19 protein-coding genes are annotated in these 18,667 nt (G+C 57.8%); 15 read left to right on the plus strand and 4 right to left on the minus strand.

What is annotated here, in order from left to right; genetic code table 11:
- Window positions 1–278 precede the first annotated feature (278 nt).
- The 7 genes from prfB (at window position 279) to H8S59_RS11955 (ending at window position 7,251) form a co-directional block, all read left to right on the plus strand.
- A protein-coding gene (prfB, locus tag H8S59_RS11925) for a peptide chain release factor 2 (protein ID WP_122396168.1) occupies window positions 279–1,374 on the plus strand; the annotation gives its coding sequence in 2 pieces (ribosomal slippage) (window positions 279–350 and window positions 352–1,374; 1,095 coding nt in all).
- 73 nt (window positions 1,375–1,447) lie between these two features.
- The gene (gene lysS / locus H8S59_RS11930; RefSeq protein ID WP_187521529.1) at window positions 1,448–2,950 is read left to right on the plus strand and encodes a lysine--tRNA ligase; all 1,503 of its coding nucleotides are present in this window, start codon (window positions 1,448–1,450) and stop codon (window positions 2,948–2,950) included.
- A 289-nt stretch (window positions 2,951–3,239) separates the two neighbouring features.
- Window positions 3,240–3,971: a TetR family transcriptional regulator gene (locus tag H8S59_RS11935; protein WP_187521530.1), complete on the plus strand. Its 732-nt coding sequence runs from the start codon at window positions 3,240–3,242 to the stop codon at window positions 3,969–3,971.
- Between the two features lie 23 nt (window positions 3,972–3,994).
- On the plus strand, window positions 3,995–4,582 hold the full coding sequence (locus tag H8S59_RS11940; RefSeq protein ID WP_095094396.1) for a hypothetical protein: 588 nt from the start codon (window positions 3,995–3,997) through the stop codon (window positions 4,580–4,582).
- A 14-nt stretch (window positions 4,583–4,596) separates the two neighbouring features.
- Complete coding sequence (locus H8S59_RS11945; protein ID WP_027897880.1) at window positions 4,597–5,874, plus strand: flavohemoglobin expression-modulating QEGLA motif protein; 1,278 nt, start codon at window positions 4,597–4,599, stop codon at window positions 5,872–5,874.
- 208 nt (window positions 5,875–6,082) lie between these two features.
- Window positions 6,083–6,937, plus strand: coding sequence for an alpha/beta hydrolase (locus tag H8S59_RS11950; RefSeq protein ID WP_187521550.1), 855 nt, complete (start codon window positions 6,083–6,085; stop codon window positions 6,935–6,937).
- Window positions 6,934–7,251: a PA3694 family proteiin gene (locus H8S59_RS11955; protein ID WP_187521531.1), complete on the plus strand. Its 318-nt coding sequence runs from the start codon at window positions 6,934–6,936 to the stop codon at window positions 7,249–7,251. Before H8S59_RS11950 ends, H8S59_RS11955 begins: the two co-directional genes overlap by 4 nt.
- Before the next feature lie 188 nt (window positions 7,252–7,439).
- Here H8S59_RS11955 and lptF read toward each other — a convergent pair whose 3' ends face one another.
- From lptF to H8S59_RS11970, 3 genes are all read right to left on the minus strand, one after another.
- Window positions 7,440–8,222: a lipotoxin F family OmpA-related lipoprotein LptF gene (gene lptF / locus H8S59_RS11960; protein WP_095094402.1), complete on the minus strand. Its 783-nt coding sequence runs from the start codon at window positions 8,220–8,222 to the stop codon at window positions 7,440–7,442.
- A 60-nt stretch (window positions 8,223–8,282) separates the two neighbouring features.
- Window positions 8,283–8,711, minus strand: a complete 429-nt coding sequence (locus tag H8S59_RS11965; protein ID WP_095094404.1) for a DUF4398 domain-containing protein — start codon at window positions 8,709–8,711, stop codon at window positions 8,283–8,285.
- Between the two features lie 290 nt (window positions 8,712–9,001).
- On the minus strand, window positions 9,002–9,340 hold the full coding sequence (locus H8S59_RS11970; protein ID WP_095094406.1) for a pilin assembly protein: 339 nt from the start codon (window positions 9,338–9,340) through the stop codon (window positions 9,002–9,004).
- Window positions 9,341–9,587: 247 nt separating this feature from the next.
- On the opposite strand from H8S59_RS11970, the gene ppc reads away from it, so the two are divergent.
- The 7 genes from ppc to H8S59_RS12005 all read left to right on the plus strand — a co-directional run bounded on the left by ppc (window position 9,588) and on the right by H8S59_RS12005 (window position 17,018).
- Entirely contained in the window at window positions 9,588–12,224 is a 2,637-nt protein-coding gene (gene ppc / locus H8S59_RS11975) for a phosphoenolpyruvate carboxylase (protein WP_095094408.1), read from the plus strand.
- 359 nt (window positions 12,225–12,583) lie between these two features.
- Window positions 12,584–13,231: an adenylate kinase gene (adk, locus tag H8S59_RS11980; protein WP_095094409.1), complete on the plus strand. Its 648-nt coding sequence runs from the start codon at window positions 12,584–12,586 to the stop codon at window positions 13,229–13,231.
- Between the two features lie 89 nt (window positions 13,232–13,320).
- Entirely contained in the window at window positions 13,321–13,995 is a 675-nt protein-coding gene (gene tsaB, locus H8S59_RS11985) for a tRNA (adenosine(37)-N6)-threonylcarbamoyltransferase complex dimerization subunit type 1 TsaB (RefSeq protein ID WP_187521532.1), read from the plus strand.
- A 259-nt stretch (window positions 13,996–14,254) separates the two neighbouring features.
- Window positions 14,255–14,566, plus strand: coding sequence for a hypothetical protein (locus tag H8S59_RS11990; RefSeq protein WP_095094413.1), 312 nt, complete (start codon window positions 14,255–14,257; stop codon window positions 14,564–14,566).
- On the plus strand, window positions 14,563–15,432 hold the full coding sequence (locus H8S59_RS11995) for a DUF72 domain-containing protein (protein WP_187521533.1): 870 nt from the start codon (window positions 14,563–14,565) through the stop codon (window positions 15,430–15,432). The genes H8S59_RS11990 and H8S59_RS11995 overlap by 4 nt, the downstream gene beginning before the upstream one ends.
- Window positions 15,433–15,483: 51 nt before the next feature.
- Entirely contained in the window at window positions 15,484–16,317 is an 834-nt protein-coding gene (locus tag H8S59_RS12000) for an isocitrate lyase/PEP mutase family protein (RefSeq protein WP_187521534.1), read from the plus strand.
- Window positions 16,318–16,319: 2 nt separating this feature from the next.
- Complete coding sequence (locus tag H8S59_RS12005; RefSeq protein ID WP_187521535.1) at window positions 16,320–17,018, plus strand: extensin family protein; 699 nt, start codon at window positions 16,320–16,322, stop codon at window positions 17,016–17,018.
- A 109-nt stretch (window positions 17,019–17,127) separates the two neighbouring features.
- Here the strand turns inward: H8S59_RS12005 and H8S59_RS12010 are convergent, their stop codons facing one another.
- A complete protein-coding gene (locus H8S59_RS12010) occupies window positions 17,128–17,751 on the minus strand; it encodes an energy transducer TonB (protein ID WP_187521536.1) in 624 nt (207 codons plus the stop codon).
- A 96-nt stretch (window positions 17,752–17,847) separates the two neighbouring features.
- On the opposite strand from H8S59_RS12010, the gene H8S59_RS12015 reads away from it, so the two are divergent.
- Entirely contained in the window at window positions 17,848–18,645 is a 798-nt protein-coding gene (locus H8S59_RS12015) for a class I SAM-dependent methyltransferase (RefSeq protein WP_187521537.1), read from the plus strand.
- The last annotated feature ends 22 nt before the right edge of the window (window positions 18,646–18,667 follow it).

Consider the following 18,667-nt stretch of genomic DNA (forward strand, 5'->3'; position numbering starts at 1 on the left):
GACAGCGAGGCACCAAGTGGTGGGGCAAGAGCGTTTTGCTTACTTTTGGGCTCCTTTCAAAAGTGAGGCGCTGTAAAAGCGCAACCAATAGAAGCCATTAACGCGGTTATTGATATGTACACAAAAATCCTGCATGTAAAACCTGCATGGAAAAGATGTGTAGTAGATACCTACGCCACGATAAGGTCACCACAGTACTGCCCAACGGGCTGCCTTCATCTCGTTCTCTCGGGTATACTCGTCGGCTTTGAAAATTTCGCCTGCGAGTGCTGCCCACCATGGAAATCAACCCGATCCTAAACAGCATCAAGGACCTGTCCGAGCGCTCCGAAACGATTCGGGGGTATCTTTGACTACGATCACAAACATGATCGTCTGACCGAAGTTAACCGTGAGCTCGAAGATCCAAATGTCTGGAACAACCCCAGCTACGCTCAGGAGCTAGGCCGCGAGCGTTCTCTGCTGGCCCAGATCGTAGAAACCCTGGATGAAATGTCCTCCGGTCTGGCTGATGCCAAAGACCTGTTGCTGATGTCCGCCGAAGAAGAAGACCAGGCTGCCGTCGATGACGTGGCTGCCGAAGTCGAGCGCCTGCGTGCGTCTCTGGAGAAACTCGAATTCCGTCGCATGTTCAGCGGCGAGATGGACCCTAACAACGCCTACCTGGATATCCAGGCCGGCTCCGGCGGTACCGAGGCGCAGGACTGGGCCAACATCCTGCTGCGCATGTACCTGCGCTGGGCTGACAAACGCGGTTTCGACGCGACTATCATGGAGCTGTCCGCGGGTGAAGTCGCCGGTATCAAAGGCGCTACCGTGCACATCAAGGGCGAATACGCCTTTGGCTGGCTGCGTACCGAAATCGGCGTTCACCGTCTGGTGCGCAAGAGCCCGTTCGACTCCGGCAATCGTCGTCACACCTCGTTCTCGGCCGTCTTCGTTTCTCCGGAAATCGACGACAACATCGAAATCGACATCAATCCGTCGGACCTGCGTATCGATACCTATCGTTCGTCCGGTGCCGGTGGTCAGCACGTAAACACCACTGACTCGGCCGTACGGATTACTCACGTACCGACCAACACGGTGGTGAGCTGCCAGAACGAACGTTCCCAGCACGCGAACAAAGACACCGCGATGAAAATGTTGCGGGCGCGCTTGTATGAGCAGGAAGTGCAGAAACGCAACGCTGCTTCCCAGGCGCTGGAAGACACCAAGTCCGATATCGGCTGGGGTCACCAGATCCGTTCCTACGTGCTGGACGCCTCGCGGATCAAGGATCTGCGGACCAACATCGAGCGCAGCGACTGCGACAAGGTGCTGGATGGCGACATCGATGAATACCTGATCGCGAGCCTGAAACAAGGGCTGTAACCCGTCAGCCTTGATCTTCAAGACCCCCGTGCAAACGCGGGGGCAACGAACCTGTGATGGAATATTTAAAGACATGAGCGACCAACAACTCGACCCGCAAGCCCTGCAACAGGAAGAAAACACCCTGATCGCCCTGCGCAAGGAAAAGCTTGCTGCCGAGCGCGCCAAGGGTCAGGCCTTCCCCAACGACTTCCGCCGCGACAGCTACTGCAATGACCTGCAGAAACAGTACGTGGACAAGACCAAGGAAGAGCTGGCTGAAGCGGCGATCCCGGTCAAGGTTGCCGGTCGCATCATGCTCAACCGTGGCTCGTTCATGGTGATTCAGGACATGACCGGTCGCATCCAGGTCTACGTCAACCGCAAGACCCTGTCGGAAGAAACCCTGGCCGCAGTGAAAACCTGGGACCTGGGCGACATCATCGCAGCCGAAGGCACCCTGGCGCGTTCGGGCAAGGGCGACCTGTACGTCGAAATGACCAACGTGCGTCTGCTGACCAAATCCCTGCGTCCGCTGCCGGACAAGCACCATGGCCTGACCGACACCGAGCAGCGCTATCGTCAGCGCTACGTTGACCTCATCGTCAATGAAGAAGTGCGTGATACCTTCCGTGTGCGTTCTCAAGTCATCGCTCACATCCGCAGCTTCCTGATGAAGCGTGACTTCCTGGAAGTCGAAACGCCGATGTTGCAAACCATTCCGGGTGGCGCGGCAGCCAAGCCGTTCGAAACTCACCACAATGCGCTGGACATGGAAATGTTCCTGCGTATCGCGCCTGAGTTGTACCTGAAGCGTCTGGTTGTCGGTGGTTTCGAGAAGGTCTTCGAAATCAATCGCAACTTCCGTAACGAAGGTGTTTCGACTCGTCACAACCCTGAGTTCACCATGCTTGAGTTCTATCAGGCGTACGCGGACTACGAAGACAACATGGACCTGACCGAGGAGCTGTTCCGCGAACTGGCTCAACTGGTTCTGGGTACTACTGATGTGCCTTACGGCGACAAGGTATTCCACTTCGGCGAACCGTTCGTGCGCCTGTCGGTATTCGACTCGATCCTTAAGTACAACCCGGATCTGACCGCTGCTGACCTGCAAGACATCGACAAGGCGCGTGCCATCGCCAAGAAAGCGGGCGCCAAGGTGCTGGGCTTCGAAGGTCTGGGCAAACTGCAGGTGATGATTTTCGAAGAGCTGGTCGAACACAAGCTGGAGCAGCCGCACTTCATCACCCAGTACCCGTTCGAAGTGTCTCCGCTGGCGCGTCGCAACGATGAAAACCCGAACGTTACTGACCGTTTCGAGCTGTTCATCGGTGGCCGTGAAATTGCCAACGCTTACTCCGAGTTGAACGACGCGGAAGATCAGGCCGAGCGCTTCCAGGCCCAGGTGGCCGACAAGGACGCAGGCGATGACGAAGCCATGCACTACGACGCTGACTTCGTGCGTGCGCTGGAATACGGCATGCCGCCGACTGCCGGTGAAGGCATCGGCATCGACCGTTTGGTCATGCTACTGACCAACGCCCCGTCGATCCGCGACGTGATCCTCTTCCCGCACATGCGCCCACAAGCGTAAGTGACGTGAAAAAAGAGCCGCCTGTGATGGGCGGCTTTTTTTTGCGTGACGATTCTGGTCGTGAAAGCTTCAGTTCAGACATGTTGGTTTACATTGGCAGCGGAAATGGCATCTTGGCCACATGTAATTGAGATCTTCTGTAGGAGATCGCTCTTGTCCCCGACACAGTGCTAACTGGACCTGTAGGAGCTGCCGAAGGCTGCGATCGCGGTGTGTCAGGATGAACGCTTCGCAGCCTGCGGCAGCTCCTACAAAAATGGTCGTTAAGTAAAAAAAGGAAATTTCTACCGTGACCCGTTCGATTGCTCAAAATGGAGCTGCTGGTGCTGCCAGCGCCGTGGTGCAAAGTGTCGAGTATCAAGGTCGCAAGGCGAGTCGACAGGGCAGTGAACAGCGCAGGCAGGACATTCTCGACGCCGCCATGCGCATCGTGGTCCGTGACGGCGTGCGTGCGGTACGTCACCGTGCAGTGGCTGCGGAGGCGGGTGTACCCCTTTCGGCCACCACGTACTACTTCAAGGACATCGATGACCTGCTCACCGATGCTTTTTCCCAGTACGTCGAGCGCAGTGCCGCTTATATGGCCAAGCTCTGGGAAAGTACCGAAGTCACCTTGCGCGAAATGGTGGATCGTACTGACGGCACCGCGGTTGGTCGTTCACGTCTGGCCGATGAAATCGCGATCATGGCCATGGAATATATTCGTCGCCAACTGTCGACCCGCCGCGATTATCTGATTGCCGAACATGCGTTCCATTGTGAGGCGTTGATCAACCCGCGACTGGCCCGTCTGGTGGATGCGCATCGGGACATTCTGCTGCATGGTGCCTGCCGGCTTCTGGAGGTGATGGGCTCGGTTCAGCCGCTTCAGGACGCACAAGTGTTGACGGGGGTCATGTGTCGGATGGAGTATCAAGGTCTGCTACATGGCCCGCAGCCCGACGCGGACAAAGAAAACCTCGGTATCCTCACCCGTCAGATGCATCTGGTATTAGGCACGACAAAGCCCCTCGACGAGTGACAAACCCCTCTCGGGAGTAGCCAATGAAAGCCTGGCGTCTGCTTGTCGCCTTGTCGTTCCTGCTGTTGAGCGGCTGCCTTGTGACGTTCAAGGATTCGATTCCTGCGCGCGAAGCAGCCCCGGCGCAACTGCTGGGTAACTGGAGCAGCAAGAATGCCTGGGGCGAGCCGCTGGAGCTGGAAATAAGCCGGACCGGCAGCAACGAGTACAAGGCGGTCAGTTATCGCAAGGGGGATCGCAAGCACCGCGATGGATACGCCTTTACCGTGTCCCGGCATGGCAGCCGATGGTATCTGTGCGCCGGGTTGCCGGAAAAATATGGCGGCCATTTCGTGATGGCAGGCTTTGAACTGGCGCAAACCGGCGAGTTGGTGGTCTACAACCTGGATATGGATCGCTTCAACCAATGGGTGGAGCAAAAGGCGCTCAGCGGTGAAAAAATGCCAATAGGGAAAGACGATGGGCTGTTGATCACGAGCCCTCTGGATCAAGTGTTCGGTTACCTGAACGATCCGGCCAATTCTGATGTTTTCCTCGAGGTAGCGCGTTACCAGCGGCTGCCTGAGCAGGGCACACGCCCAACCAACCAAGGGCCAACCAAGGCGCAGTAACCAAGGAGCATGGGGTGGACGAGTACCAGCAGACTATTCGAACGTTGTCGGATCGTATCGTCGCAGCCCAGACGCCGATTCGGGTTCTGGATGCGGTGAAATGGGACGACACGGTGCGCAAGGATTTTCTTGCGGCAAAAGGCAAGGCGCTACCCGCCGTGGATCGCGCCTACTATGAAAATCGGCCCTTGGGTTTTGATTCTTCTGAACTGAAGCTCGAGTTCCAGAATATCGAGCGCGACATTACCCGTCAGTTGGGCCAGTTCAACCCGGTTGGCCAGATCATGCGCCGCATGTGCAAGGAATACCGCATGGTAGTGCGCATGCTGGAAGCCCGAGGCACTGCGGATTTCGGGCTGATCTCCCAGGAGTTGTACGGCGCGGCGTCCGACGCTTTTCATGCCGGTGATCCAACCCTGGCTGATCTGGGGCTGATGCTTTCTGACTACCTCAATAACATTGCCGGGCGCGGTGACCTCAAGGATGAGCCGAAAATCCTGACGGCCAAAGACGCGGTGTCTCTGCTGCAAAGTCGTCTGAACAAGGTTTTTGGTGAGGCCGAGGAGACCATTCGCGTCTTCGAATCCGACGGCATCGTCGCCGATGCTGCGGCAGGCGCCGATTACATCAAGATTCGCTCCGACGCGATGTTCAACGAGCGCGACGTGCGAGCCCTGGAAGTACATGAAGGCCTGGTGCATGTAGGTACTACGCTGAATGGCCAGAATCAGCCGATTTGCACGTTTCTGTCAAAAGGGCCGCCGTCGTCGACGGTGACGCAGGAAGGCCTGGCGATCCTCATGGAGGTCATTGCGTTCGCCTCCTACCCGAGTCGATTGCGCAAGTTGACCAACCGCACGCGTGCCATTCACATGGCCGAAGAGGGCGCAGATTTTCTCCAGGTGTTCGAGTTCTACCGTGAGCAGGGTTTTGGCATGTCTGAAAGCTACGGCAATGCCAGCCGGGTATTCCGCGGATCGGTGCCCAATGGCTTGCCGTTCACCAAGGACTTGTCCTACCTCAAAGGTTTCATCATGGTTTACAACTATATTCAGCTCGCCGTGCGCAAGGGCAAGCTGGAACAAGTGCCGCTGCTGTTCTGTGGCAAAACCACCCTTGAGGACATGCGTACCTTGCGTCAACTGGTGGATGAAGGTCTGGTCGTGCCGCCCAAGTACCTGCCCGAGCAGTTCCGTGACATGAATGCGCTGTCGGCATGGATGTGCTTCTCGAACTTCCTGAACCACCTGAGCCTGGACCGGATCGAAGCGGATTATTCCAATATTCTGTAGCGCCTCAGATCTCTTGTAGGAGCTGCCGAAGGCCGCGAAGGCGGTGTGTCATTAGAATCCAATCGCAGCCTTCGGCAGCTCCTACAGGACGTGCATTTCCATTCAAATCGTTTTGTCGATAAGAGCCGCACCAAGAAAACAAAAGGAATCCCGCTTGAAATTCCTGATTACCCTCACGCTGCTCTTGTCCCTGAACGGCTGCAGCTCAATGTTGTTCTATCCGGAACCCGGTCTTCCGTTCACCCCGGAAAAAGCCCATCTGCAATACCGTGACGTCACTCTTACCGCTGCCGATGGCACACAGTTGCATGCGTGGTGGTTGCCTGCCAAAGAAGGCGTCGAGGTCAAAGGCACGGTGCTGCACTTGCACGGCAATGGCGGCAATCTGGCCTGGCACCTGGGGGGTAGCTGGTGGTTGCCGGAACAGGGTTATCAGGTCTTGATCCTGGACTATCGCGGCTATGGCTTGTCCCAGGGGGCGCCCAGCCTGCCTGCGATTTATCAGGACGTGGATGCGGCATTCGACTGGTTGAACAAAGCCCCTGAAGTGCAGGGCAAACCGCTGGTCGTGCTCGGCCAAAGCATTGGCGGGGCGTTGGGGGTGCATTACCTGTCTGAGCATCCGCAACAACGTTCGCGACTCAAGGCGCTGATTCTCGATGGTGCGCCCGCCAGCTACCGTAAAGTAGCTCGTTATACGCTGGGTACTTCATGGCTGACCTGGCCATTTAAAACGCCGCTTTCATGGCTGATCCCCGACGCAGACAGCGCCATCAATGGCCTGCCGAAATTGAAGGGGACGCCGATGTTGATATTCCAGAGTATGGACGACACTCTGGTGCCGCTCGACAACGGCATCAGCCTTTACCAGGCCGCGCCGCTGCCACGGGTGCTGCAACTGACCCGTGGCGGGCATGTGCAGACGTTCTCTGACCCGACCTGGCGACAGGTGATGATCCGCTATCTGGAAGATCCCCAGCACTTCAATGGTCTGCGTCGTCTGGGCGAAGTGCCGAATTATCCGGAGCCAGCGAAAAAAGAAACTCCTGAGAGCCGCAAATGAGCGAAGAGCGCAACGCCATTCCCCTGATCATCACGGGTATCTGCACGATCTTCGTTACGGTGGGTACGCTTTGGTATTACGGCTATCTGCACTTTGCCAAGCCTGAAGATGCGCTGTTGCTCAACGAGTTCACGATGCTCAAAACCGTGCCGGGCGAAGACTACAAAATCGCCGCCACACCCGCCGCCGAAGTCGCGCAGTGCATTGATGGCGTGCTGGTGTTGTTCGATACGTCGCAGAAGGGACTGTCAGGAGTTCTGATCAATAACAGGAAGCAGGCCGTGCGCTGCGCAGGGCAGGAGACGCCGCAGTAGTTACAGCCTTAAATCGTCGCCGCATTTTGTAGGAGTGAGCTTGCTCGCGATAGCGTTGTGTCAATCGAAAGACAGGTTGACTGACGCGACGCTATCGCGAGCAAGCTAACTCCTACAGGATTGTGTAACCAACAAAAAAGCCCGGCCTGTTTTCACAGGCCGGGCTTTTTGTTTGCAGCGTCAGCGATTTACTTCATCGACGAACGCGGCGCTACCGGCTGGTTGTCGTTGGAAACGGTCACTTCCACACGGCGGTTCTGGGCGCGGCCCGAAGCGCTGGTGTTATCAGCAACCGGGTATTCCTTGCCATAACCCTGGGAAACGACACGGGCTGGATCAACGCCCATTTTCACCAGTGCCATACGCACGGAGTTAGCGCGGCGCTCGGACAGGGACAGGTTGTAAGCGTCGGAACCCGAGCTGTCGGTATAACCTTCAACGATCACTTTGCGATCCGGGTTATCACGCAGGTAGGTTGCCAGTTGGTTGACATTAACCAGACCGCTGGATTTCAGTTCAGCCTTGTTCAAGTCAAACAGCACGTCACCGAAAGTTACCAGAGTACCGCGTTCGGTTTGCTTGGCGTTCAGGCTGCTTTGCAGTGCCTTGATCTGTGCGTCACGGGCATCCAGACGGGCTTGAGCGCGCTGCGCGGAGGCACCTTTCAGTTCCTCTTCAGCGGTGCGCAGAGCAATAGTCTGCTTGGCAACCTCAACGCGCTGGTTGGTCAGATAAGAAAGTTGGTCGACTTTCTTCTCGTCTTCGCTGTTGCGATAGGCTGCGTCAGCCTTGTCCAGCCAGTCGCTGGCGTCCTTGGTTTCAAGGGCAGCCACTTTGGTCGCCTGCGGATTGGTCTGCAGTGCCGAGAAATTGGTGCGAGCCTGTTCCAGATTCTGGTTAGGCGGCGTCGAGCAAGCGGCCAGTGCAACACTCATGGCCAGCAGGGCAGGGATCATCACTTGTTTGCGCATAATAGTTTCGTCCTTTCAATCGAATTCGAAATGCATGAAAAACGTTGGCTGCAACGTTGGTTACTGGGCCGGTGCCGGTTGCACCTGACGCAGACCTTCTTCACGTAGTTCGTTCACGCCTTGACGGGCGTCCTGCACAGCTCTTTCTGCCTTGGCAGCCTGGGATTTACGTTCGGCTACGCGAGCGTCCCATTCAGCTTGTTCAGCCAGGCGGCGTGCTTCGTCGTATTTCTGCTCTTGCATGGCGAGTTCGGCTTTCTTGAGCTTGTCTTGCGCCGATTTCATTTCTACTGCGGAGAACTCGGTACCACCGGCGCTGACGGCGCTGTTAACGGCCGATTGGCTCACAGCGTACTGCTCGGTCGGAGGATTACCTGCACAACCTGCGAGTACGAAGCTGGCACCCAGTGCCAGAGCGGTCAGTTTCAGGCCGCGCAGGCCTTTGAATTTGGTATTGGCAGTAAGCGTGTTCATCGTGTTCGACTCCATTATTTAACTCCTGAAAATCTTGAGTGTTCCATGACAGTCGTTGGCCTGAAGCGTGCGAGGTAGCGTCTGGCTGCGCCGTTGGCTATCCGTAGGCTTTTCTGTAATGGCTATGGGCTCGGACACATGAACTTTTTGAATAGTTCAGGTTTTTTCGACGGGATTTTCTTTGCGCAAACTACGGAACGAATGCTGTGAAAAAACGATCCCGGCACGTCATTGGCACGTCATTGGCACGTCATTGGCACGTCATTGGCACGTTGTACCGGGATACGTATTGCGTGTTGGCAGTGTTATTCGACGTCCTGCTTTTCGGACAGCTCCTGCAGATACCGACGCGAAAGCGCCAGGAAACGCGGGGTGGGGCCAACATCTTCGTACACTGGGTCGCCTTCTTCGTCAGTGGTCACGACATGCTGGCCCTGCACGTAAGGGAAGCTCGCTTCGAGTTCTTCCAGCGCGGCACCGATCAACTCGCCCAGTAACTCTTCAGGATGATGCTTGGGGTACATCTCGGTCAGTGCGTTCAGGCGCGCAGCGGACTCCATGTCCAGGTGAATCGCATACTGAGTCCTGGTCAGTCGTCCTTTGGCGTTCTCTTCCCAATGGTTGGCAAGTTCACGGATTTTCATAGGGACCTCTTGGTTTGCCCACCGATGGCAGGTCTGCTTGAGTGCTGATTCGTTTAGTGCTCAGCCATGGCTCACCGATGAGATTAGTCCGGTTATTTCAAAAGGTTTATTCACCGGGTGTTGGCGTGGCTGTTGATTTTGCTGCACTGATGGTAGAAAAGGGATAGATCAGATTTCTGCACGCCTGTTCAGTCTTTGCAGCTTTGAGGTTGATGGCACCCATACAAAAATCAGGGGGAGAGGAACGATGGCTGATATCGACGCGCGTTTACGCGAGGATGTGCACCTGCTGGGTGAGCTGTTGGGCAATACCATTCGCGAGCAGCGCGGGAGTGAGTTTCTCGACAAGATCGAACGTATTCGCAAGGGTGCCAAAGCGGGTCGGCGTGGTTCGGCTGAGGGGGCCGAGCAACTGACGTCCAGTGTTGATGGCCTGGCCGAAGATGAATTGCTGCCGGTGGCGCGGGCCTTCAATCAGTTTCTCAACCTCGCCAACATCGCCGAGCAATACGAACTGATCCGGCGGCGTGACGATTCCCAGCCGCAACCGTTTGAATCTCGCGTGTTGCCTGAGCTGCTCGACCGCCTCAAACGTGCAGGACAGAAACCTGAGGCCTTGGCCCGGCAGTTGAGCAAGCTGGAAATCGAACTGGTCCTCACTGCGCACCCCACTGAAGTGGCACGCCGCACCCTGATTCAAAAATACGACGCCATCGCCGCACAACTCGCGGCCCTCGACCATCGGGATCTGAGCAGCGCCGAGCGCGAGCAGATCACCGAGCGTCTGCAGCGTCTGATAGCCGAAGCCTGGCACACCGAAGAGATTCGCCGTACCCGACCGACCCCGGTGGATGAAGCGAAATGGGGCTTCGCCGTTATCGAGCATTCGCTATGGCATGCGGTGCCCAATTACCTGCGCAAGGCCGATCACGCGTTGCACGCTGCCACCGGTTTTCATCTGCCGCTGGAGGCGGCGCCGATTCGGTTCGCTTCGTGGATGGGCGGCGATCGGGACGGTAACCCCAACGTCACGGCGGCGGTGACGCGGGAGGTCCTGTTGCTGGCTCGCTGGATGGCGGCGGACTTGTATGTGCGTGACGTCGATCAACTGGCGGCCGAGTTGTCCATGCAGCAAGCCAGTGATGCGTTACGCGCCAGCGCGGGTGACAGCGCTGAACCCTATCGTGCTGTCCTGAAGCAACTGCGCGAGCGTTTGCGCGCAACCCGCAACTGGGCTCAGGCGTCACTGGCTGTGACGCAACCCGCTCCGGATAACGTGCTGCACGATAATCGCGAGCTGCTTGAACCGCTGATGCTGTGCTTCCAGTCGCTTCATGAGTGCGGCATGGGTGTGATCGCCGATGGTCCGCTGCTTGATTGTCTGCGTCGTGCTGTGACGTTCGGCCTCTTCCTGGTGCGGCTGGATGTGCGTCAGGACTCCACCCGGCATGAATCGGCCATGACCGAAATCACCGACTACCTCGGGCTTGGCCGCTATGAGGATTGGGACGAGCAGGCCCGTGTTGATTTCCTGCTGCGGGAATTGAACAGTCGACGTCCGTTGTTGCCAGCGCATTTCAAACCGGGCGCTGACACCGCCGAGGTGCTGGCGACATGCCGTGAAGTCGCTTCAGCGCCTGCGGCCTCGTTGGGGTCTTACGTGATCTCCATGGCCGGTGCCGCTTCGGACGTGCTGGCGGTGCAGTTGCTGCTCAAAGAGGCGGGGTTGCAGCGCCCAATGCGCGTCGTGCCGCTGTTCGAAACCCTCGCGGACCTGGATAACGCCGGGCCAGCCATAGAACAATTGTTGAACCTGCCGGGCTACCGTTCACGCCTGCACGGCCCGCAGGAAGTGATGATTGGCTATTCCGATTCCGCCAAGGATGCGGGCACCACGGCCTCGGCCTGGGCGCAATATCGGGCGCAGGAAAAACTGGTGGATATCTGCCGTGCTCAGCAAGTCGAACTGCTGCTCTTTCACGGCCGCGGTGGCACCGTCGGACGTGGCGGTGGCCCAGCGCACGCGGCGATTCTGTCGCAGCCGCCAGGTTCGGTCGCCGGGCGTTTCCGAACCACCGAGCAGGGCGAAATGATTCGCTTCAAGTTCGGCCTGCCAGACATCGCCGAGCAAAACCTCAATCTATATCTGGCCGCCGTGCTGGAAGCCACCTTGCAACCGCCACCACCGCCGCAACCCGCATGGCGAGAAATGATGGATAACCTGGCGGCGGACGGCGTCAGTGCCTACCGTGCCGTGGTGCGCGAGCATCCGGAGTTCGTCGAGTATTTCCGTCAGGCCACGCCGGAGCAGGAACTGGGTCGTTTGCCGCTGGGCAGTCGTCCGGCCAAGCGTAGGGAAGGCGGCGTCGAGAGTCTGCGGGCCATTCCATGGATTTTCGCCTGGACCCAGACGCGGCTGATGTTACCCGCCTGGCTTGGCTGGGAGGCGGCGCTCAACAAGGCGCTCGAACGCGGCGAAGGGGAGCTGCTGGGGCAGATGCGTGAGCACTGGCCATTCTTCCGCACCCGGATCGACATGCTGGAAATGGTTCTGGCCAAAGCTGACCACGATATTGCCCACCTGTACGATCAGCGTCTGGTGGAGCCGAGACTGCAACATTTGGGTACGCATTTACGCGACCTATTGTCGCAGGCTTGCGCCGTGGTGCTGGGGCTGACCGGGCAATCCCAACTGCTGGCTCATAGCCCTGCAACGCTTGAATTCATCAGCCTGCGCAACACGTATCTGGATCCGCTGCACCTGCTTCAGGCAGAGTTGCTTGCCCGTTCACGCAACCGCGAGGCAAGTCTGGACAGTCCTCTGGAACAGGCGCTGCTGGTGTCTGTAGCGGGTATTGCCGCCGGATTGCGTAACACCGGTTAATCAGCGGGTCCGTTAATGGCGCACTGCCAATTCCCAGTGCGCCATTGGCATCAATGACTTGCGTGCTTTTGACTGCCTCAAGCCACCTGAACCAATCCCGCACTCTGCTACCTCTGACCGGGTGGTGGATACTGCGACTTTTGGCGGCTTGTGCCACTTGTGTCGGCTGTGTATCTTGATCAGCCTTTGGCCATTCTTCGGCTTGAACCTTATTTGAGATTGGTCCTGCACAGACTGTGTGGAAACGACTGCATCGCGGGCACCTACGATGTACGCGAGCAGTACCGCGTTTTACGTTTTACATAGGCTGGGCGTGGCGAATCCGACGTTTACATATAAAAAATTTGAGGAGCACATCGATGCGCGTGATTCTGCTGGGAGCTCCCGGGGCCGGTAAAGGTACTCAGGCAAAATTCATCACCGAAAAATTCGGCATCCCGCAAATTTCCACAGGCGATATGCTGCGCGCTGCCGTCAAGGCTGGCACCGAACTGGGCCTTAAAGCCAAGAGCGTCATGGACAACGGCGGTCTGGTTTCCGATGACCTGATCATCGGTCTGATCAAGGATCGTCTGTCCGAGCCTGATTGCGCCGGCGGCGTGCTGTTCGACGGTTTTCCCCGCACCATTCCGCAGGCAGAAGCGCTGCTGGCGGCGGGCCTGGAAATCGACCACGTGCTGGAAATCGCTGTAGATGACGAAGAAATCGTCAAGCGCATGTCCGGTCGCCGTGTACACGAAGGCTCTGGCCGCATCTATCACACCATTTTCAATCCGCCCAAGGTTGAAGGCATTGATGATGTGACCGGTGAGCCACTGAAGCAGCGCAAGGATGACGTTGAAGAAACCGTTCGCCTTCGCCTGGCCGTGTATCACGAACAGACCAAGCCGCTGGTTGAGTTCTACAGCAAACTCGAAGCGAAAAACGGCAAGCCTAAGTGCAGCCATATCGCAGGCGTCGGTTCTGTTGAAGATATCACCAGAAAAGTGCTTGAAGCCCTGAACTGACAGCGCTGGTTGAGTCAACAAACGGTCCGCTTGCGGGCCGTTTTGTCGTTTATAATGCGCCCCTTTTTTGATCTCGATGGATAACCCTGATGACCACCTTGCTGGCCCTGGACACCGCCACTGAAGCCTGCTCGGTCGCTTTGCTGCACAACGGCAAGGTGCTGAGCCACTACGAGGTGATCCCGCGCCTGCACGCCCAGCGTTTGCTGCCCATGATCAAAGCGATCATGGCGGAGGCGGGCATCGGCCTTTCAGCGCTGGATGCCATCGCCTTTGGTCGTGGTCCGGGCGCGTTTACGGGCGTGCGCATCGCCATTGGCGTGGTGCAGGGGTTGGCTTTTGGTCTGGAGCGTCCGGTGCTCCCCGTTTCCAATCTGGCAGTACTGGCCCAGCGAGCCATGCGCGAGCACGGTGCCCATCAGGTTGCGTCGGCCATCGACGCGCGCATGGATGAGGTTTACTGGGGTTGCTATCGCGAGGTGGCGGGGGAGATGCGTCTGCTTGGCGCCGAAGCCGTGCTGCCGCCAGAGCATGTTGCGTTACCCGACGATGCGAGTGGTGAATGGTTTGGTTCGGGCACGGGCTGGGACTATGCCGAGCGTCTGCCGGTCAGCGTCACAGGTCACGACGCCAGTATGCTGCCCCACGCTCAGGATTTACTGACCCTGGCGACCTTCGCCTGGCAGCGCGGTGAGGCCATCGTTGCAGATGAGGCGCAGCCGGTTTACCTGCGGGATAAAGTGGCTACGCCCAAAGCCCGATAGCGGAGTGCCGATTTAAATGCATTTCCTGTAGGAGCTGCCGAAGGCTGCGAAGGCGGTATGCCATGAGAATTCATTCGCAGCCTTCGGCAGCTCCTACGGTGATATCTCGCCGGTACACCTACCTTTCATCGCCTAAAATCCTCAACTTCCCGCTTGTTGCGAAACTTTTTCAATTTGTGTGGTCTAGTTATCGTTCGGGTAATTGCAACAGCCTGCCCGTGAAGTTAGATTGCCACTATAAGATGCAGAGTACGCACTAATGCGCATAGACGGCCCTTCACAACGTTCATACCCCATCAAACGCAAGCCGCGTAGTCAGCCTGCGATTGTTGATGGCACCTTCGAAGAAGTCGAAAACGACGCCGAAGTTGCCCAGCAGCCAGCGCAAAGCGCTCGCTCCGGTGGTAATGCACAGGCCAATTCGACTGCCAACGTTCCTGCACGCCCGCAAGACATCATCTTCCCGCGTTCCATGAGCACTCGCGTTGCAACCGCACTGGCCAGCTATCTGACCACCGCCAGCTTCGTTGACTGGGATCTGGAAGTGTCAGGGCTTGATCTCCACGTTTGAACGATTCCCGCCTGCCTTATTTTCTGGGTTGTCCGTCATGGAGTGAAAACGCCTGGCGCGAATCACTCTATCCCGAAGACGCTCGTAGCAATGAATTTCTAGGTCTGTATTCACAGGTCTTCAATGCTGTTGAAGGCAACACCACTTTTTACGCTCGACCTGCGCCGTCCACCGTGCAGCGCTGGGCTGAAGTGCTGCCCGATGATTTTCGCTTTACGGCCAAGTTTCCAGGTGACATCAGCCATGGTGGTGATCTGCGGCTCCAATTGCAGGCGGCGGAAACGTTCATCGAGTTGCTGGTACCCTTGGGCAAACGCGTTGCACCTTTCTGGCTTCAGCTGTCCGCAAGCTTCACGCCGCAGCGGCTCGCCGAGCTTGTCACTTTTATTGATGAGTTGAAGTGCCCGTTGGCCGTTGAAGTGCGCAACGTGGCGTTTTTCGAAAAGGGTGACGAAGAGCGCATGCTTAACCGCCTGCTGCTGGAACGTGGCGTTGAGCGCATCTGTCTGGATTCCCGTGCCTTGTTCAGTTGTGTGTCCAGCGATCCTGCGGTGCTCCATGCGCAATCGAAGAAACCAAAGGTTCCAGCTCGTCCGGCGGCGCTGACTCAATTTCCGCAGGTGCGCTTCATCGGTCATCCTGTGCTGGAGGCCAACGATCCGTTTCTGGTTCAGTGGGTCGCTAAAGTTGCCGCCTGGATTGAAGAAGGGCGCACGCCTTATGTATTCCTGCACACCCCGGATAATCTCGAAGCGCCGCTTCTGGCCCGACGATTTCATAACCAGTTGATGGAGCGCTTGCCAGGTTTGCCGCCGTTGGTGGAACTGGATCGCGCACCACCGGTGCAGCAACTGGGCTTGCTCTGAGGTCGATAACTATGGCTTCAATAGCCGTATTAACGATCTCAGGAGTCAGCAATGGATTCGCAACAGCTTCTTCGCGCACAAACTTTCAAGGCACTGCACGAGCGTGATCATGCTTTTGTGATCCCCAATCCGTGGGACGCAGGTTCGGCCAAACTGTTGGCATCCATGGGCTTCGAAGCGTTGGCGACCACCAGCGCGGGTCTGGCTTTCACCTTGGGTCGGGCTGATGCCGAAGGTGCGCTGAGCTTCTCCGAATCACTGGAAAACCTCCAGGCAATCGTTGCTGCAACGGACTTGCCGGTCGCTGCCGACCTTGAAAACGGCTTCGCTGATAGCCCTGAAGACTGCGCAGCCAACCTGCTGGCGGCGGCGCGGACCGGCATTGTGGGTGGCTCTATCGAAGACGCCACCGGCAAGACCGATCAGCCCATTTACGATTTCGAGTTGTCGGTAGCGCGGGTCAGGGCAGCGGCACTGGCTGTTCGCAGTTTGCCGTTCCCGTTCATGCTGACTGCCCGGGCGGAAAACCTGCTCAACGACCGGATGGATTTTGCTGACACGTTGAACAGGCTGAAGGCCTACGCCGATGCCGGAGCTGACGTGCTGTACGCGCCCGGCCTGCGTACACGCGAAGAAGTTATCGCGGTGGTCCGTGCCGTTGCGCCCAAGCCAGTCAACGTGTTGATGGGGCTGGGCGGTGTCACGCTGACTGTCGCTGAACTCAGCGAGTGCGGGGTCAAGCGCATCAGCGTCGGCTCATCCCTTGTACGCGCGGCGTTCGGCGGTTTGTATCGCGCCGCGGAGGAAATCCGTACTCAGGGGACCTTTTCCTACGCCGAGCAGGCGCTGCCGTTTGCTCAACTCAATGCGTTGTTCAAGGACTGAGGGTGCGAGGCTCGACGCTGTTTCTGGTGTTCCTGCTGCTCTGCGCTGGCGCCGTCGCTGCGGTATGGCGCGGCTGGATAGAGGTGCCAGCGCAATGGAATCCCTGGGCGCCATTGGACATTCAGGCTGAACCCAACTTCCTGACCTCCTGGAAGCTGTCGCGCGTCAAGAGTGATCCGCAGTTGTGCGATCAGGTGCTGGGCTCATCCCGCCTGCGTTTCAGTCGTCAAGCCGACAGCCCCGCGTCCGCCGATTGCCCGCTTAACGGCGTGCTGCGAGTACAGGGCGGTGAGGTGGCGCTAAGCAGCAGCTTCCTCGCCAGTTGTCCATTGGCGGTGGCCTACGCGCTGTTTGAGGTTCACACCTTGCAACCCGCGGCCCAGGCGGTGTTTGGTCAGCGTGTGACGCGTATCGACCATTTGGGCAGTTTTGCCTGTCGCAACGTCTATGGCAGAAGCAGTGGGCGGCTGAGTCAGCATGCGACCGCAAATGCCTTGGACATCGCCGGTTTCCGTCTCGCCGATGGACAGCGGATCAACCTGTTGCGGGACTGGAAAAACGAAGGCGACAAGGGCCGGTTCTTGCGTAAGGTCCGCGACGGAGCCTGCAAGAATTTCAACACGGTATTAGGGCCGGATTACAACGCGGCCCATCAAAACCATTTTCATCTGGATATGGGCGCCTGGCGGGTGTGTCGCTGAGGTAGATATTTTTTGTAGGAGCTGCCGAAGGCTGCGAAGGCGGTGTGTCATGGGAATCGATTCGCAGCTTCCGGCAGCTCCTACAGGGATCGCCTCGAATTGATGGGAATCAAGCCGCCATGCGCAAGTTTTGCAGGATGATCGGGCGTGCCCAGCCCATGTCGTAATTCAGGGCGCGTTGCTGGGCGACCATGGTGTCGTCATCCAGTGGCAGGGCAGGCTTGTCGGCCAGGTCCCATTCGAATTCCGCGATTGGCAAGTGCAGCGGACGCGGCTGAGGGCCCGGGCCTGGAATCACGCTGTCATCGTAAGGATTAAGTACGTTTGGACGAACCCACTCGCTGTCGAACTCCAGATCGCGCTGCTGCGCGATCATCTCGCCAATGCTGAATGGTTCGTTCGGCGCAGGCAGCAGATCCAGTTCGAATTCAGCGATCGGCAGAAACAGCGGCTCGGCAGGAACGCGTGGTACATCTTCAACCGGGCAGGCGCGCTGCTCAACGATCTTGCCCAATGTGCGGGCACCGGCAACAGGCTCACCCGTGGCAACATCAGTGGCAACGCTGGCTGGATCAATGGGTTCAGCCGGTGTATCGCGTAGTTGTTCAGCCATCACACGGGCAAACGCATCCGACCAGATCTGGGTAACACCGCCCAGAGCCTGACTGTTGCGCAGGGTAAAATCACCTGCGTGCGTTAGATAACCTATGGATGATTGCTGAATGTCTGACATATCGATCGTTACACGTCGTAGGTCTGGCAGAATGCCTGATACTTCTTTATCGGCAGGTTTTGCCGATCATTAACACTTTTTGAGCGTGTGGACACAATGAGTGAGCAACAAGCGGGCAGTCGCATCCGGGTCGAAGCCCTTGGTAGCCCCTCTGGCAGCCAGAGTCAGGAGCAGGCCGCGCAGTGGGCGCAACGTCTGGACTTGCCTTTGGAGGACGTTGACGCGGATTTTGCCCTGCAAGTGACTGACGATGGCCTGCAATTGCAGCAGTTGAGTGATGATGCGCCAGGCCCGGTGCGGGTGGATTTCGTCGAGGGGGCGGTGGCCCATCGGCGGCTGTTTGGTGGCGGCAGCGGACAGATGATCGCCAAAGCGGTGGGCATTCAGCCCGGCGTGCGACCTTCGGTGCTGGATGCGACGGCAGGCTTGGGCAAAGATGCGTTCGTTCTGGCGAGCCTTGGCTGCCAGATGAGCCTGATCGAGCGCCAACCGATTATCGCAGCGCTGCTGGAAGATGGCCTGAACCGTGGACGACAGGATAGGGAAGTGGGTTCGATCATCAGCCAGATGCGCTTGTTGACCGGCAACTCCATCGAGCTGATTCGGGGCTGGGAAGGCGAGCCGCCGCAAGTGATCTATCTGGACCCGATGTTCCCGCATCGGGAAAAAACGGCGCTGGTGAAGAAGGAAATGCGCCTGTTCCGGCCATTGGTGGGCGACGACATGGACGCGCCCGCGCTGCTGGAAGCGGCACTGGCATTGGCTACCCATCGCGTAGTGGTCAAACGCCCGCGCAAGGCCCCATGCATCGAAGGCCCCAAGCCGGGTTATGCGCTGGATGGCAAATCCAGCCGCTATGACATCTATCCGAAGAAGGCGTTGAAGTCGGTGTGATTAATTGGCTTGCACCGCTCCC

It is taken from the genome of Pseudomonas folii, from assembly GCF_014357575.1.
GTDB lineage: Bacteria > Pseudomonadota > Gammaproteobacteria > Pseudomonadales > Pseudomonadaceae > Aquipseudomonas > Aquipseudomonas folii.